The sequence below is a fragment of the Robiginitalea sp. genome (assembly GCF_982776155.1).
The window spans coordinates 390,760-406,715 of the sequence record NZ_CEXZKX010000004.1 but is presented as its reverse complement, the minus strand read 5'-3'; the positions used below and the strand labels follow the sequence as shown (position 1 = coordinate 406,715).

The 15,956-nt window shown below is 55.7% G+C and carries 13 protein-coding genes; 10 read left to right on the top strand and 3 right to left on the bottom strand.

All coding sequences use genetic code 11. The annotated features are described in order from the left end of the window. Positions 1-12: 12 nt before the first annotated feature. Positions 13-1,902 (bottom strand): molecular chaperone HtpG, encoded by a 1,890-nt coding sequence (gene htpG / locus AC3DKS_RS09495; protein WP_041327903.1) that lies wholly within the window; start codon positions 1,900-1,902, stop codon positions 13-15. A gap of 500 nt (positions 1,903-2,402) precedes the next feature. Here htpG and AC3DKS_RS09490 point away from each other — a divergent pair, with 500 nt between their 5' ends. Further along, positions 2,403-3,065 carry a TetR/AcrR family transcriptional regulator gene (locus AC3DKS_RS09490; RefSeq protein WP_272607680.1) on the top strand — a complete coding sequence of 221 codons (663 nt, stop codon included), beginning with the start codon at positions 2,403-2,405 and terminating at the stop codon, positions 3,063-3,065. Between the two features lie 62 nt (positions 3,066-3,127). Next, on the top strand, positions 3,128-4,438 hold the full coding sequence (locus AC3DKS_RS09485) for an ABC1 kinase family protein (protein ID WP_272607681.1): 1,311 nt from the start codon (positions 3,128-3,130) through the stop codon (positions 4,436-4,438). 50 nt (positions 4,439-4,488) lie between these two features. Here the strand turns inward: AC3DKS_RS09485 and AC3DKS_RS09480 are convergent, their stop codons facing one another. Further along, entirely contained in the window at positions 4,489-6,924 is a 2,436-nt protein-coding gene (locus AC3DKS_RS09480) for a S9 family peptidase (protein WP_272607682.1), read from the bottom strand. A 193-nt stretch (positions 6,925-7,117) separates the two neighbouring features. On the opposite strand from AC3DKS_RS09480, the gene AC3DKS_RS09475 reads away from it, so the two are divergent. Both AC3DKS_RS09475 and AC3DKS_RS09470 read left to right on the top strand, forming a co-directional pair. After that, entirely contained in the window at positions 7,118-8,125 is a 1,008-nt protein-coding gene (locus tag AC3DKS_RS09475; RefSeq protein WP_272607683.1) for a 3-oxoacyl-ACP synthase III family protein, read from the top strand. A gap of 502 nt (positions 8,126-8,627) precedes the next feature. Then, a complete protein-coding gene (locus AC3DKS_RS09470) occupies positions 8,628-8,987 on the top strand; it encodes a CoA-binding protein (RefSeq protein WP_272607684.1) in 360 nt (119 codons plus the stop codon). Between the two features lie 52 nt (positions 8,988-9,039). On the opposite strand, the gene AC3DKS_RS09465 is transcribed toward AC3DKS_RS09470, so the two are convergent. Next, complete coding sequence (locus tag AC3DKS_RS09465) at positions 9,040-10,506, bottom strand: sodium:solute symporter (protein WP_272607685.1); 1,467 nt, start codon at positions 10,504-10,506, stop codon at positions 9,040-9,042. Positions 10,507-10,645: 139 nt separating this feature from the next. On the opposite strand from AC3DKS_RS09465, the gene recR reads away from it, so the two are divergent. The 6 genes from recR (at position 10,646) to AC3DKS_RS09435 (ending at position 15,936) form a co-directional block, all read left to right on the top strand. Continuing rightward, positions 10,646-11,272 carry a recombination mediator RecR gene (recR, locus tag AC3DKS_RS09460; protein ID WP_272607686.1) on the top strand — a complete coding sequence of 209 codons (627 nt, stop codon included), beginning with the start codon at positions 10,646-10,648 and terminating at the stop codon, positions 11,270-11,272. A gap of 74 nt (positions 11,273-11,346) precedes the next feature. Continuing rightward, positions 11,347-12,780 (top strand): dihydrolipoamide acetyltransferase family protein, encoded by a 1,434-nt coding sequence (locus tag AC3DKS_RS09455; RefSeq protein ID WP_272607687.1) that lies wholly within the window; start codon positions 11,347-11,349, stop codon positions 12,778-12,780. A 122-nt stretch (positions 12,781-12,902) separates the two neighbouring features. Beyond that, complete coding sequence (locus AC3DKS_RS09450) at positions 12,903-13,679, top strand: 3'-5' exonuclease (protein ID WP_272607688.1); 777 nt, start codon at positions 12,903-12,905, stop codon at positions 13,677-13,679. A 60-nt stretch (positions 13,680-13,739) separates the two neighbouring features. After that, on the top strand, positions 13,740-14,351 hold the full coding sequence (locus AC3DKS_RS09445; RefSeq protein ID WP_015755570.1) for a fumarylacetoacetate hydrolase family protein: 612 nt from the start codon (positions 13,740-13,742) through the stop codon (positions 14,349-14,351). Then, positions 14,351-14,689: an Hpt domain-containing protein gene (locus tag AC3DKS_RS09440; protein ID WP_015755569.1), complete on the top strand. Its 339-nt coding sequence runs from the start codon at positions 14,351-14,353 to the stop codon at positions 14,687-14,689. The genes AC3DKS_RS09445 and AC3DKS_RS09440 overlap by 1 nt, the downstream gene beginning before the upstream one ends. Further along, positions 14,689-15,936 (top strand): competence/damage-inducible protein A, encoded by a 1,248-nt coding sequence (locus AC3DKS_RS09435; RefSeq protein ID WP_272607689.1) that lies wholly within the window; start codon positions 14,689-14,691, stop codon positions 15,934-15,936. Before AC3DKS_RS09440 ends, AC3DKS_RS09435 begins: the two co-directional genes overlap by 1 nt. The last annotated feature ends 20 nt before the right edge of the window (positions 15,937-15,956 follow it).

The window sequence follows — 15,956 nt, the reverse complement described above, 5'->3', positions numbered from 1 at the left end:
GAAAGATACGACCTATTTCACCATGTCGTAGCTCCGGCGTATAAAGGCCGTGAGCTCCTCCCCTTTGAGCAGTCCCTTGGACAGCCGGGCCAGGTCCAGGGATTGGGCAATCAGCCGGCTGCGCTTCTTATCGGTTTTCGTGTTGAGGATCTCGCCGACGAGCGGGTGGTTTGTATTGACCACCAGGTTGTAGAGCTCCGGCATGTTCCCCATTCCGAGCATCCCGCCCCCGGTCTGTTGCATTTCCTTCATCCGACGCATGAACTCGGGCTCGGTGATCACAAACGGAGCCTGGTCGCTGTCCATGGCCTCCAGTTGGACCGTGTAGGAGCTTTTTTCGCCCAGGGCCTTTTCCAGCTGGCCCTTGAGGGTTTCCTGCTCGTCCTCCGACAACTTGGACACCGCATCTTCTTCCTTCCGGATCAATTTGTCGATATGGTCGGCGTCTACCCGGGCAAATGACAGATTTTCCTTGGTTGTTTCGAGTTTCTGCATCAGGTGGGGGACAATCGGGCTGTCCAGCAGCAATACCTGGTATCCCTTTGCCCTTGCCGTATCGATGTAGGCGTGCTGTGCCTCCCTGTCGGAAGCGTACAACAGAACCCGCTTGCCGTCTTTGTCGGTCTGCTGGGCCTCAATTTTGTCGATGAGTTCCTCAAAGGTGAAGTATTCCCCGTCTACGGTGGGGTAGAGCGCAAAAGCATCCGCCTTCTCAAAGAATTTCTCGTCCGACAGCATGCCGTATTCAATGACGATCTTGATGTCGTTCCACTTTTCCTGGTAGGCTTCCCGGTCGTCCTTGAAGAGTGCGGTGAGTTTGTCGGCGACCTTCCGGGAAATATAGGAGGAAATTTTCTTAACAGCTCCGTCGGCCTGCAGGTAGGAACGGGAGACGTTCAGCGGGATATCCGGGGAATCGATAACTCCGCGCAGCATGGTCAAAAATTCCGGAACGATTCCCTCGACATTATCCGTGACAAAAACCTGGTTTTGGTAAAGCTGGATCCGGTCTTTCTGCAGGTTGATGTCCCCGGTGAGTTTCGGGAAGTACAGGATGCCGGTCAGGTTGAAGGGGTAATCCACATTCAGGTGGATGTGGAAGAGGGGCTCTTCAAACTGCATCGGATAGAGCTCCCGGTAAAAGGACTTGTAATCCTTCTCCTCCAGGTCCGTGGGTTTCTGCGTCCACGCCGGGTTCGGGTTGTTGATGATATTGTCTACCTCCCGGGTGGGTGCCGGATCGTCCTCCTTAGCCCCTTCGGGCTTTGGGAGGGTCTCCGTACGCGTCCCGAATTTAATCGGGATAGGCATGAACTTATTGTATTTGGTAAGCAGCTCGCGGATGCGGCCTTCCTCCAGGAATTCCAGGGAATCCTCCGCAAGGTGCAGGATGATTTCGGTACCCCTGTCGGATTTCTCGGCTTCCTTTATAGTGAATTCCGGGTTGCCTTCACACGTCCAATGGACAGCCGGGGTGTCTTCCCGGAAGCTTTTGGTGAGGATCTCCACTTTTTTGGCAACCATAAAAGAGGAATAGAAGCCCAGGCCAAAGTGGCCGATGATCCCCGCATCCTTCCCGGCATCCTTGTATTTGTCCAGGAATTCCTCGGCTCCTGAGAAGGCCACCTCGTTAATGTATTTTTTCACTTCTTCCTCGCTCATCCCGATCCCCTGGTCGATGATGTGCAGTTTCTTGCCTTCTTTGTCGATTTTTACCTCAATAAGCGGGTTGCCGTATTCCACTTCGGCCTCCCCGATGGAAGTGAGGTGCTTGAGTTTCAGGGTGGCATCCGTCGCGTTCGAAATCAACTCGCGGAGGAAGATTTCGTGATCGCTGTAAAGGAATTTCTTGATGAGCGGAAAAATGTTGTCTACGGAAACATTGATCTTGCCTGTTGCCATGGTATCAGTTTTTGCCTGGTACATGTCAAAAAAAATACCAATGCCGCCGCGGGTGACAAACTGACACGTATGGGCAACTTCCTGCCGCTGCATATTTAACAAATATTTATGTTGAATTAATAATGATAATAAATAAACATAAGTATATTTGTAACGATTGCTTTCAAACTTGCTATGAAGAAGCATTTTGACTCAGTAATCAGTTTGTTTATTAATTGGTTAGGTTGTTTGAAAAGCGCGCTTCCCATTGTGGGGGCGCGCTTTTGTTTTTATTGCAATCCTGCTGTCTGCCCCTGTAGAATGGGTGGAGTGAACTCAATGGATGGGATCGCGGGCCATTGCTGTTGGGCTGGCGGGTAACTGTAATCAGGCTGGCGGGTAACTGCAAACAGGCTGGCGGGCCACTGGGTGAAATTCGCATATTAACGGTGGATTTACCGTTCCATTAACAGTATTAATGTTTTTTAAAAACTAAATTTGTATAAACAAAAAATAACGACATGAGCGCTTCTAAAAAGAAGAATTCACCAACCCTCCGCCAACAAATTTTTTCAGGCTACATGACCGCCGTCCTGGAGACGGAGCACTTTCCCACTTCGGTATATAAATTCTGTAAAGAACTGGGAATCGGGGAAGAGCAGTTTTACGGGGAATTTGGTTCCCTCGATGCGGTCAGGCGTCAGGTATGGACGGAATTCTTCGACCAGACCATTGAGCGGATTGAGAAGGACAAAAATTACAACGGGTATACCAACCGGGAAAAAATCCTGAGTTTCTTCTACACGTTTTTTGAATTGCTCGGGCTCAACGGGTCGTACGTGCTGTTTGCTCTGGGTTCCGATTCCCAACCGTCGCGCCAACTGGCCCAGTTGGGGGAATTGAGAAAAAAGGTACGGGGTTATGCAAAAAGCCTGATCGAGGCGGCTAATGAGGAAAAGCAGACCAAAGTTACCCGCCATCAGCCGGGACTGTTTTCGGAAGGGGCGTGGGTTCAGATGCTTTTCCTGCTCCGTTTCTGGATGAAGGACGACTCGCCCGGCTTTGAAAAAACCGATGTGGCCATTGAAAAATCCGTCAATACCATCTTCGATATTTTCGACAATACCCCCCTGGAGCGGGTAGTGGACTTCGGCAAATTCCTCTATAAGGAACACATGACCTGATCGGCGTGCAGCTCCGTTTCCTATTTTCCCATGAGTTAATCCAATAGATCCCGATACCACAGATGAAATCACTCGACCACATTCCCGTAACCAAGATGGAACGCGCCGGCAAGCTCGTACAGACCGGGGTCAAACTCGGCGGTAACTACATGAAGTACTACGGAAAAAAACTCGTAAACCCTTCAACAGACCGGAGCCAGTTGGACGAGGACAATGCGCGGGACGTCTACGACGGGCTTAAAAGTCTGAAGGGCAGTGCCCTGAAGGTTGCGCAGATGTTGAGTATGGAGAAGAACCTGTTGCCGCGCGCCTACGTGGAGCGATTTTCCCTGGCCCAGTTTTCAGTACCCCCGCTTTCGGCCCCCCTGGTGCGGAAAACATTCCGCACGTATTTCGGGGCGTACCCGGAGGAGCTCTATGACCGGTTTGAACCGGAATCCGTAAACGCCGCAAGTATTGGCCAGGTCCACCGGGCTTCCAAAGACGGCAAGGCCCTCGCCGTCAAGATCCAGTACCCGGGGGTGTCGGAGAGTATCAGCAGCGACCTGGCCCTGGTGAAACCCATCGCCATGCGCATGTTCAACCTGAGCGGGAAGGATTCGGACAAGTATTTTCGCGAGGTGGAGGACAAGTTGCTCGAGGAAACGGATTATCTCCTGGAGCTCGAACAGAGTCGGAGCATTACGAATGCCTGCAGCCACCTGCCCGGGTTGCGCTTTCCCGAGTATTATCCGCAGTGGTCTTCCCGGCGCATCCTCACCATGGACTGGATGGTTGGGGAGCACCTGGGCGATTTCACCAAGAAATCCTTCCCGTCGGAAACCGGCGACCGGCTGGGCCAGGCCCTGTGGGACTTTTATATGTTCCAGATCCACGGCCTTCGTAAAGTACATGCCGATCCGCACCCGGGCAATTTTCTGGTGGGGGAGGACGGCAGCCTGATTGCCATCGATTTTGGCTGTATCAAGGAAATCCCGGAAAGTTTCTACAATCCCTATTTTGAACTTGCCGAGCGGGAGAATATTGAAAATGATGCGATCCTTACGGCGAAATTACAGGAACTCGAGATCCTGACCCCTTCCGACAGCCCGGAGGAACTCACTTACTTTAAGGCGCTGTTCCGGGAGATGCTCGAATTGTTTACGAGCCCCTTCAACGAGGAGGAGTTCGACTTTTCATCCACGGAATTCTGGGGGCAGATCGCCGACCTGAGCCAGCGGTATTCCCAGGATACCCAAATCCGCAAGATGAATGCGAACCGGGGATCCCGGCATTTCCTCTATATCAACCGCACATTTTTCGGCCTGTATAATTTACTGCACGACCTGAAGGCACGGGTCCGGGTCAACAATTACCAGGAGTACCTGGATTGAGCAACCCGGCCGTGTACCAGGAGTACCCGGCCATGGCAACCCGGCCCTGACTAATTCTTCCCGGCAGGAGAACCCGGTTCCGGCTTCAGGTATTTTTCGAGCCAGCGGTCCTGTTCCCACAGGAGGTGTAAGATACTTTCTTTGGCCCGGTACCCATGGCTTTCCTTGGGCAGCATCACCAACCGGACGGTAGCCCCCAACCCCTTCAGCGCATTGAAGTACCGCTCGCTTTGCATCGGGTAGGTCCCGGAATTATTATCCGCCTCCCCGTGGATCAGCAGCAGGGGCGTCTTCATTTTATCCGCATGCATAAACGGGGACATCGTGTAGTACACCTCCGGGGCCTCCCAGTAATTGCGCTCCTCGCTTTGGAACCCGAAGGGCGTAAGCGTCCGGTTATACGCCCCGCTCCGCGCAATGCCGGCGGCAAAGAGGTCCGAATGCGAAAGCAGGTTGGCCACCATAAAGGCCCCGTAACTGTGTCCGCCCACCGCCACGCGGCTCTGGTCAATATAACCCCGCTCGTCCACCGCATCGATAGCCGCCCGGGCATTGGCCACCAGTTGTTGCCGGAAACTGTCGTTGGGCTGCGCATCCCCTTCGCCGATAATCGGGAATGCGGCATCATCCAGCACCACGTAGCCCCGGGCCACCCAGTAGATGGGCGAGCCCCAATAGGGATAGGTAAATTCGTTCGGGTTCCGGGTGTTCTGGGACGCGCTGTTTTTGTCCTTGAATTCCCGGGGATATGCCCAGAGGATCATCGGCTTTTTCTCGCCCGAATCCGGGTCGTAGCCCACAGGAAGGTACAGGGTGCCGCTGAGTTCCAGCCCGTCATCCCGCCGGTAGGTAATCACTTCCTTTTGGACCTCCTGGAGGCTTTTGAACGGGTTTTCAAAATGGGTGAGTTGCACGGGAGCACGCCGGCGCATCGCGCTCCGGCTGTAGTAATTCGGATACTCGCTGGGCGACTCTATCTGAACCAACAACTCGTCTTTCTCCGGTTTGTAATCGATAAGCGATTCCATTTTTCCCTCCAGGCGCGACTCGTACAGCCGGGTGGTTTCTGCCGTGGCCAGGTCCATACGGTCCAGGAAGGGGAATTGCCCTTCTTCGGAGTAACCGTCCCCGAGCAGGAATGCCCGGCCCCGGCGGTCCATGGCCAGTACCTCGCGATTCCATTCGTTGCGGCGGGTTACAAAATTCCCCGGGTCGCTGTAGCGGTCCTGGTAATTGCGGTCGGAGAGGACTACAGGGGCTTCCTCCGGGTCCGAGGGGTTGAAGCGATAGGTCTTGGTATTCCGGTTGTTCCACCAGTAATCCCGGGCGATGGCTACCTGGTCCGTACCCCACGTGATGCCGCGGAAGCGGTTCCGGGTCTTGAGCAGGGGTTTCCCGGGAGCCTCAAAAGGAGCTTCCAGAGTAAAGACCTGGTCCCGGTACGGCACCTCCACGGCCGGGTCGCCCCCGTCAAGCGCTTCCACATAAACCAGAGTGGCCGGCCGGTCATTGCGCCAGCTCAGGTCCCGCATGCCGGTGCGCTCTGCCATAAATCCCTTGGGCAGGTCCTCGATAAGCGGGACCTCCAGCACGGTTTGTACCAACGCGCCGTCTTTGGAATAGACGGCGGTCCGTGAGGGGAATCGGTAGTAGGGTACCAGGTAGGAAAACGGTTTCTCCACTGTGGTTACCATAACGTAATTCCCATCCGGGGAAAAGCTGATGTTCCGGTACATCCCCGGGCCCATCCATTGCGCTGCGGTTCCCTCCAGGGAAACCCGCGTGAGTTCCGAACGGGCCAGTTGCTCAAAATTGAAGGCGTCATCGGGGTTCTTAATCAGGTCCTGATAGGTGCGGTTCTGCGCTTTTTTTCCGTCGTTGGTGGCAATGGTCGGGCCCGAGGGGACCACTTCGCTCCGGTCTATCAGCGGTTCCCGGTCAGCCGGGAGCGTCTTCACCAATAGCGCCCGGCTGTCGCCGAACCAGTTGATCACGTCCCGCAGGTTGGCGTTCAGTTCAGGGCCCGTCAGGCGGCGGGCTGTAGCCGAGGCAAGTTCCACCACCCAGAGCTCTACCCCGTTAGCGGTGGTATGGGTCAGGGCCAGTTTTTCCTCGTCCGGGGACAGGCTGAAATCGGCCAGGCGCGGCTCCTCTGGAAGGCCGGTCACCGCCCGGGTTCCGGCTTCCCCGGGAATCTGGATTTCCAGGTTGTTGTAAAACGTGGTGCGGCTTCCCGTATTTGTCTTCGGATTGATCCTGAGCCCGGCCAGCCGCATTTCCGGCTGGGATAATTCCCCGATACTCTTGTAGGCACTGCGGTAGAGCATTAGCATGTACTGCCCGTTGTCTGTCATCCAGACATACGGCGCCAGGGGTGCGGTGGCAAGTTCCAGGATTTCTTCGGGGGGCTGCTGGTATTCCAGCTGGTCCTGTCCGGACACCGGGATCAGGCAAAGGAATGCGATAATGGCAAACAGGGTTCTCATAGCGGGTTCATTTTGGGTGTATGTACAGGCCGGCTCCGGCCTGCACCGCCCTGAAGATACTAACTTCCCGCTTAAGGAAGCAAGCGGGGACGGGAGGCAAAATTTAAATCGAGAAGTGGGACACAAAAACAATAATCGGTACATTTACCCACTGTCCCGGCCCGTACCGGAACCAAACTAAATACCACATCCCATGTATCATTCAAAAATTACCGGCCTTGGGTTTTATGTACCCGACCGCGTTGTCACCAACGACGACCTGTCAAAGAAAATGGATACCAGCGATGCCTGGATCCGCGAACGCACAGGTATCGAAGCCCGAAGGCATGTGGTGCCTGGGGAGGATACCACCACTACCATGGGGGTCAAGGCAGCCCGCATCGCCATTGAGCGGGCGGGGATCGACAAGGATCAGATTGATTTTATCGTCTTTGCAACGCTTAGCCCGGACTATTATTTCCCGGGACCGGGGGTACTGGTCCAGCGGGATCTGGAGTTGCCCACCGTTGGAGCCCTGGACGTCCGCAACCAGTGTTCCGGCTTTGTCTATGCGCTATCGGTAGCCGACCAGTACATCAAAACCGGGATGTACCGAAACATCCTGGTAATCGGTTCGGAACTCCATTCAAAAGGACTCGATATGACCACCCGCGGCCGGGGGGTTTCCGTGATATTCGGGGATGGTGCCGGTGCGGCGATCCTCAGTCGGGAAACCGACACCAATAAAGGGATTCTTTCCACCCACCTGCACAGCGAAGGGCAGCATGCCGAAGAACTGGCCGTAACTGCCCCCGGGATGGGGCAGCGCTGGGTCACCGACATCCTGGAGGATGCAGATCCGGAGGACACCTCGTTTTACCCGGTAATGAACGGGCAATTCGTTTTTAAGAACGCCGTAGTTCGCTTCAGCGAGGTCATTCGCGAAGGGCTTAAGGCAAACGGCCTGGATACCGCCGATATCGACATGTTGATCCCGCACCAGGCCAATCTGAGGATCTCGCAGTTTATCCAGCAGAAATTCGGACTTGCCGACGATCAGGTCTTCAACAATATCATGCATTACGGGAACACCACGGCGGCGAGTATCCCGATTGCTCTTACCGAGGCCTGGGAAAAAGGCAAAATTAAATCGGGCGATTTGGTGGTCCTGGCCGCATTTGGCAGCGGCTTTACCTGGGGGAGCGTCATCATCCGCTGGTAGTGCGCCATTGTGGCGACCTCTCCTGGGAGGGGCACTTACCGGGCAGCCAAAAAAAAGAACCCCGGCACGGATGCCGGGGTCCTCGTCGGCCAAGCCAGGGAGGTTAACCAACCAATTCCCCCTCGGGCCCGCCGATAAGACTACCGGTCCACAGCCTGGAATATTTTAAAATGACTGTTCGTTTTTGATTTCAAACGATTGATGATGTCGTTGATGATTGATGATGTTGTTGTTTAATAGACGCCTCAAATCCCCGAATGTTACGGGAATCGGTGAATTTAACACCGAAAGCGAATTTGTATCCCGGATCATTGCATGCGAAACCCCGGCTGACTACTCGTCGAAAGCCGGGGTTTCTTACATTGACAGGCTGCACTAAACACTAACCATTAACTATAAAAAATACAGCCCGGTCAATGGTTGATGTATGGTACTATGTAATAAAGACGTGTTACCTTCGCATTCGTTACATCTTACGGAATAAAATTTAACCGTCAGGAGTATGAAGAAAACGCTTGTTTTCGGGGCTTCCCTGAAACCGTCCCGCTATAGTAACCTGGCCATGCGGCGCCTGGCCGAAAAAGGCATTGAAACCGTGGCATTCGGGATGGTGGCCGGAAATGCGCACGGTATTGAAATTACCCGGAATATTGAAGAATTCCAAGGGATCCATACGATAACCCTGTATATGAACCCCCGCAGGCAGGAACCATTTTACGACCAACTGATTGCCCTCGGCCCCGAGCGCGTTATCTTCAACCCCGGGACGGAGAACCCCGAGTTCGCTTCCCGCCTCCGGAAAGAAGGGATTCAGGCAGTGGAGGCGTGCACCCTGGTCATGCTGGGGACGAAGACCTATTGACCGGCCGCGTTCTTCTGACGGCCATTTGAGTGGCGCTTTGCTTCGGAGTCAGTTAAGTGGCGCGTTTCTTCCGAATTAGCATCAGTCCGAGGAATGTGAGCAACCCATTCAGCGGGAGGAGTTCATACCCGATTTCGTAGCCCCCGAGCAATTCAGGGGGAAGGTTGGCTATCAGGGCCACCAGGAGGATGACTGTCAGGGCAACCACCCAAACCCGGGAATCCTTCAGGGCGTAGGGGGTCAGGATGCCAAAGGCGAACAGGCCCAATAGCGGGCCATAGGTATAGGTAGCCACCGTAAGCAACCCGTCGATGACGTTGCGGTCCAGGACGTATTTGAAGAGGATTACCACCACGATGAGCAACAGGCTCATGCCGATGTGCACCCGCTTGCGCAGTTTTTTCTGTTGCCCGCCCGGTAATTTGCCGATCCCCAGGAAGTCCACGCAGAACGAAGTAGTCAGGGAAGTCAGGGCGCTGTCCGCACTGCTGTAGGCTGCGGCGATCAGCCCGAGCATGAAGGTGGTGGCCACCACGGGTCCCAGGCCGCTGTTCAGGGCGATTTCCGGGAATAGCAAATCGGATTTCGGGCTGCCGTCCATCAGGGGGAGCGCAATGCCGAACCGGTCGGCATAGATAAAGAGCAGCGCGCCTAGCAGCAGGAAGACAAAATTCACAGCGATCAGTACCACCGAAAAGGAGAGCATATTTTTCTGTGCGTCCCACAGGTTGCGGCAGGTGAGGTTTTTTTGCATCATGTCCTGGTCCAGGCCGGTCATGCAGATAGTGATAAACATGCCCCCCAGGAAGGATTTTACCAGGTGGTTTTTATCTGTGAGCGAATCCGTAAACCAGGTCTGGCTGTACGCCTCCAACTCTTCGGATGCCAGGAAATCGGACAGGCTCCACCCCAGGCTCTCGTTGATGAAGTGGATGGAAAGCCCTACGGCCAGCAACATGAAAAGCGTTTGCAGGGTATCCGTCCATACGATTGTTTTGATCCCCCCGCGAAAGGTATACACCCAGATCAGTGCGATGGACAGCACTACGGTTGCCTCGAAGGGGACCCCCCAGGCGTCGAAGACGAACTGCTGGAGCACCATGGCGACCAGGAATAACCGAAAGGCCGCCCCGAGCACGCGGGAGACAAAGAAAGACAGGGCCCCCACCTTGTAACTGACCCAGCCAAACCGCTGTTCGAGATATTCGTAAATGGAGGTTACCCCCAGCCGGTAATAGAGGGGCATCAGTACCAGGGCGATCACAATGTACCCCGCCAGGTAGCCGAATACCACCTGCATATAGCTGAATTGGGAAGATTCCACCCAGCCCGGGACGGAGATGAACGTCACCCCGGAGAGGGAGGCCCCGATCATCCCAAAGGCCACCAGGTACCAGGGCGACTGCCTGCCTGCTTTAAAAAAGTCGTCGTTGGAATCGTTCCGCCCCGTGAAATAGGAAATCAGGAGCAACAGGGCAAAGTACCCCCCGATTAGGAGCAGGATATGGGTTGCATTCATAGGAGGAGGCTGGTGCCGCGCCGGGGGTGCCCGTTGCCTGCAAAACGGCGGCAGGCCGGAACCCTGCCCGGGTTGGACATTCCATTTAATTTGGCCACCAAAGTACAAAACTTAAAATAGATACGTAATTTTGCCCTATATGGAAATCACGTCGAAATTACTCGGAAAGGCCGTGGATGAGGTGTCCCAGTTGCCGGGTATCGGCAAACGGACAGCCCTCCGGCTCGTACTGCACCTGTTGCGGCAGCCGGAGGCCCGGACTGAAAAGCTCGCAGAGGCGCTCACCAGCCTCCGGTCGGGGATATGTCGTTGCCGGGATTGCCACAATATTTCCGATTCGGAACGCTGCGAGATATGCGCCAGCCCCAAACGCGACCGGTCGCTGATTTGCGTGGTCGAGGATATCCGGGATATTATGGCCATCGAGAGCACCGGACATTACCGGGGGCTCTACCACGTACTCGGCGGAAAGATATCCCCCATGGAGGGCATCGGCCCCCAGGACCTGCACATCGGATCGCTGGTGGCACGGGTTCGGGAAGGGGGAGTGCGCGAGCTGATCCTGGCCCTCAGTGCGACCATGGAAGGGGATACGACGAATTTTTACCTTTACAAACAACTCGAAGGGGAGGACGTGGTGCTCTCCACCATTGCCAGGGGGATTCCCGTAGGTGACGACCTGGAGTATGCGGACGAGGTGACCCTGGGCCGCTCCATTCTGCAGCGGATCCCATTTGAAGGATCATTCAAGGGGCAGGACGGGTAGAAAGTTCATTAAACCGGTTGTTTTTTTGCTATTTTTGCAAAAATCACCCGGATACAAGGTGTCAAAATAAGAATATGTCAAAATTTGAATTGAAATTGCCGCAGATGGGGGAAAGCGTTGCCGAGGCAACCCTGACCTCCTGGCTGAAAGAAGTTGGGGATCCCATTGAGGCGGACGAGGCCGTTTTTGAGATTGCCACCGACAAAGTCGATTCGGAGGTGCCCAGCGAAGTAGACGGCGTCCTGCTGGAAAAGCGTTTTGAGGTGGACGATGTGGTTAAAGTTGGCCAGGTGGTGGCGGTTATTGAACTCAATGGCGAATCCGACCAGCCGGATGCCCCGGATGATTCCGCCGGATCCACCGAAACGGAGGACTCCGCCGAAACGGAGGGCATTTCCGGGAAACAGTCGGCAGTAAATGCACCATCCGCGGAGGCGGAAGCGGCCGCGGCTTTTGTGGAGCAGGGTGAGAAAACAGCCCGTCCGGCCCCTGGGCCGGTTTCGCACGGAGACCGGTTCTATTCACCCCTGGTTCGGAATATGGCCCGGGAGGAGGGTATTGACCAGGATGAACTCGACCGCATCCCGGGCACCGGCAAGGAAGGCCGGGTAACCAAAAGCGACATGCTCGCCTACCTCGAGTCGCGCGGGCAGCAAGGGGCGGCCCGTACCGAAGGGGATTCCCGGGAGGCGGCGGCATCCGATTCAACCGGTCCGGCACCGGCCGCTGCCTCCGAGAAAGCCCAGGCATCCAGGCCTGCAACCACCCCCGCTACAGATTCCCCTGTTTCGATTGCCGATGGGGACGAGGTCATCCCGATGAGCCGGATGGGGAAACTGATCGCCAAACACATGGCCGAAAGCGTATCGACCTCGGCACACGTCCAGAGTTTTGTGGAAGTGGATGTGACCCGCATTGTGGAATGGCGGGATCGCGTCAAGGCGGATTTTGAAAAGCGGGAAGGGGAGAAGCTGACCTTTACCCCGATCTTCATGGAGGCCGTTGCCAAGGCGTTGAAAAAATTCCCCATGATGAATATCTCGGTAGACGGCGACCGGGTGATTAAGAAAAAACAGATCAACCTGGGCATGGCAGCCGCCCTGCCGGACGGCAACCTGATTGTTCCGGTAATCCGGAATGCGGACCAACTCAACCTGGTAGGTATGGCCCGGGCGGTCAACGACCTGGCCACCCGCGCCCGGAACAACGCCCTGAAGCCCGACGAGGTCCGGGACGGAACCTATACGGTAACCAATGTCGGGTCATTCGGCAGCGTATTCGGTACGCCCATCATCAACCAGCCCCAGGTGGGCATCCTGGCCCTGGGGGCCATCCGGAAGGTCCCTGCCGTCATCGAGACGCCTTCGGGGGATTTCATCGGTATCCGTTCCAAGATGTTCCTTTCCCACAGCTACGACCACCGCGTGGTCAACGGCGCCCTGGGAGGTTTGTTCGTCAAGGCGGTAGCCGATTACCTGGAGGCCTGGGATACGGAACGGGACGTATGACCCTGGAGCACACATTAGGCACTGACGCATACAATTAACCGCTTTGCGGACAATGAACTTTATAATACCTGTAAACCCCCTGTATTTTCCAGGCATAAACAGGCCCGACCTAATCCATTAGCATGAAACTGAACCTGAGTAAGCCCATTTGTTTTTTTGACCTGGAGACCACGGGGACCAATATCGCTACCGACCGGATTGTGGAGCTCGCCATCCTGAAGGTATTCCCCAACGGGAACAAGGAAAGCAAAACCTGGCTGGTCAACCCCGGGGTGCCCATCCCCGAGGAGGCGTCCGCCATCCACGGCATCACGGACGAAAAGGTGGCTGGCGAGCCCACCTTCCGCGAACTGGCCCGGGAGGTTTACCAGATGATCCAGGGGTGTGACCTGGCGGGTTTCAATTCCAACCGCTTCGATATCCCCCTCCTGGCGGAGGAGCTTCTGCGGGCCGGGGTGGACTTTGATATGAAAAATGCCGTTTCCGTGGACGTGCAGACTATTTTCCACAAAATGGAGAAGCGGACCCTGGCTGCTGCCTACCAGTTTTATTGCGGCAAGGAGCTGACCGATGCCCACAGCGCCACAGCGGATACCCAGGCTACTTACGAAGTATTGCTCTCCCAACTGGACCGTTACCCGGAACTGACCAACAACGTGCAGGAGCTGGCGGCGTTTTCCACCCACAACGACACCGTGGATTTTGCCGGGTTCATCCGTCGGGATGAAAACGGGGAGGAGGTTTTCGGGTTCGGGAAGCACAAGGGCAGGAGCGTCCACGAGGTATTGGAGCAGGAACCCGGGTATTTCGGGTGGATGCTCAATGCGGACTTCCCGCTGTACACCAAGAAAGTACTCACCCAGATCAAGCTCAGCAAGCTCAACAACAAACTCGGATAACCCCCGGGGCTCCCGCCCCTGCCGCCTAAGCCGGCTTCATATTGAAATACGGACAGCATTATGAAACTCATCTGCGTGGGGCGCAACTATGCCGCCCACATCGAGGAACTCAAAAACCAACGGCCGGATTCCCCCGTGCTCTTTATCAAACCGGACTCGGCTATCCTGCCCCGGGAACAGGATTTCTATATCCCGGAGTTTACAAGGGAGGTGCACTACGAGGTGGAATTGCTGGTGCGCATCGACAAGGTGGGCAAACACATTGCCCCGGAGTTTGCACCCGGCTATTACAGCCAGGTGAGCGTTGGCCTGGATCTGACCGCCCGGGACGTACAGCAATCGCTCAAGGAAAAGGGCCTGCCCTGGGAAAAGGCCAAAGGCTTTGACGGGTCGGCGGTTATCGGGGAGTGGGTGCCCAAATCCCGGTTCACCGGTAAAGAATACCTGGAATTTACCCTGGAGTGCAACGGACGGGTGGTGCAACGCGGGGATACGCGGCATATGCTCTGGCAAACGGATGAGCTCATCGCCTATATCTCCACCTTCTTTACCCTGAAAAAGGGGGATATAATTTTTACCGGAACCCCGGCCGGTGTTGGACAGGTACAGCCAAATGATTACCTTGCCGGCAAGTTGGAAGGGAAGGAGCTTTTCTCCGTAAATGTAAAGTGATGATTTACAATCTCGACAAAATCAATGAAATGGCCGACGGGGATTCCGATTTCGTACTGTCGGTGGTTTCGGTGTTCCTGGAAGAAGTGCCGGTCGATCTCAGGGAATTGGAAACTGCTATCGCGGCATCGAATTACGAGCAGGTATACAAACTGGCTCATAAGATCAAGCCCAACGTGGACCTGCTGGGAATGGAACAGACCCGGGCGATAGCCCTGGAAATAGAAACCCTGGGGAAGAGCGAGGGGAATATGGAGACTATTCGCGAACGTTTCCCGGTATTGAAACGGGACGTGGAACAGGTGATCGGGGAGCTCAGGAACGATTTTGACGTCTGATGTACGCCGAGATACTGACGATTGGCGATGAAATCCTCATCGGGCAGATCGTAGATACCAATTCGGCATTTATCGCCGCCGAACTTCATAAAATCGGGGTGTCCGTGTACCAGATATCCTCGGTGCAGGACAATCGCGAACACATCCTGACCGCCCTTAAGGAAGCAGAGTCCCGGGCGGACATCGTTATAATTACCGGGGGGCTCGGGCCTACCAGGGACGACATTACCAAACATACGCTTTGCGAGTACACCGGAGACCGCCTCCGGGAAGACAAGGAGGTACTCCGCCATATTGAATACCTGTTCAGCAACTATATTTCGACCCCGATTTCCGACCTGAACCGCAAACAGGCCCTGGTACCATCCCGGGCCGATGTCCTGCACAATGCACACGGCACGGCCCCGGGCATGTGGTTGAAAGGCCGCCGGGGCGTGCTGGTTTCCCTGCCGGGTGTCCCGTTTGAGATGAAGGCCCTGTTCACGGAACACGTGGTGCCGCGAATCATCGCCAGCTACGACCGACCGGTATTGCTGCACCATACCCTGATTACATACGGCCTGGGGGAAAGCGCGATTGCGGACCGGATTGAAACCTGGGAGGATGCCCTGCCCGGCCACATCCGGTTGGCCTACCTGCCCAACCTGGGCAAGGTGCGGCTACGCGTGTCCGCCCGGGGTACCGACCCGGAGGCCGTTCAGGAGGATTTGGACCGCTACGTGGGGGAACTGCGCGACCAATTGGCAGATATTCTTTTCGGGGAATCGGACGGGGAAGCCCTGGAGGCTACCCTGGCCAAGCTTTTCACCGCCCGCGGGGCTACCCTGGCGACGGCAGAGAGTTGCACCGGCGGGGCTATCGCCGCCCAGTTGACAGCTGTCCCAGGGGCTTCGAATTTTTTCCTGGGCAGTGTGGTGAGTTATGCCACCGGGGTTAAGAAAGACTTGCTGGGCGTGGATCCGGGACTGATAGAAGCCCATTCCGTGGTGAGCCCGGAAGTTGCCGGGGCCATGGCGGAAGGAGCCCGGAAGTTGCTGGGGGCGGATATCGCGGTAGCCACCACGGGTAACGCCGGGCCTGCCAAAGGCGAATCGGATGCCGCCGTCGGGACAGTGGCCATCGCGGTCAGCGGCCCCGGGGGGACGCGTGCCGAAGTGTTCACCATGGGCAACCACCGGGAGCGGATTGTCCGGAAGTCCGTCCACAAGGCCTTTGAGATGCTTCGGGAAGAAATCCTAAAATTCTAAAAAAGAAGTTTGGGTGTACG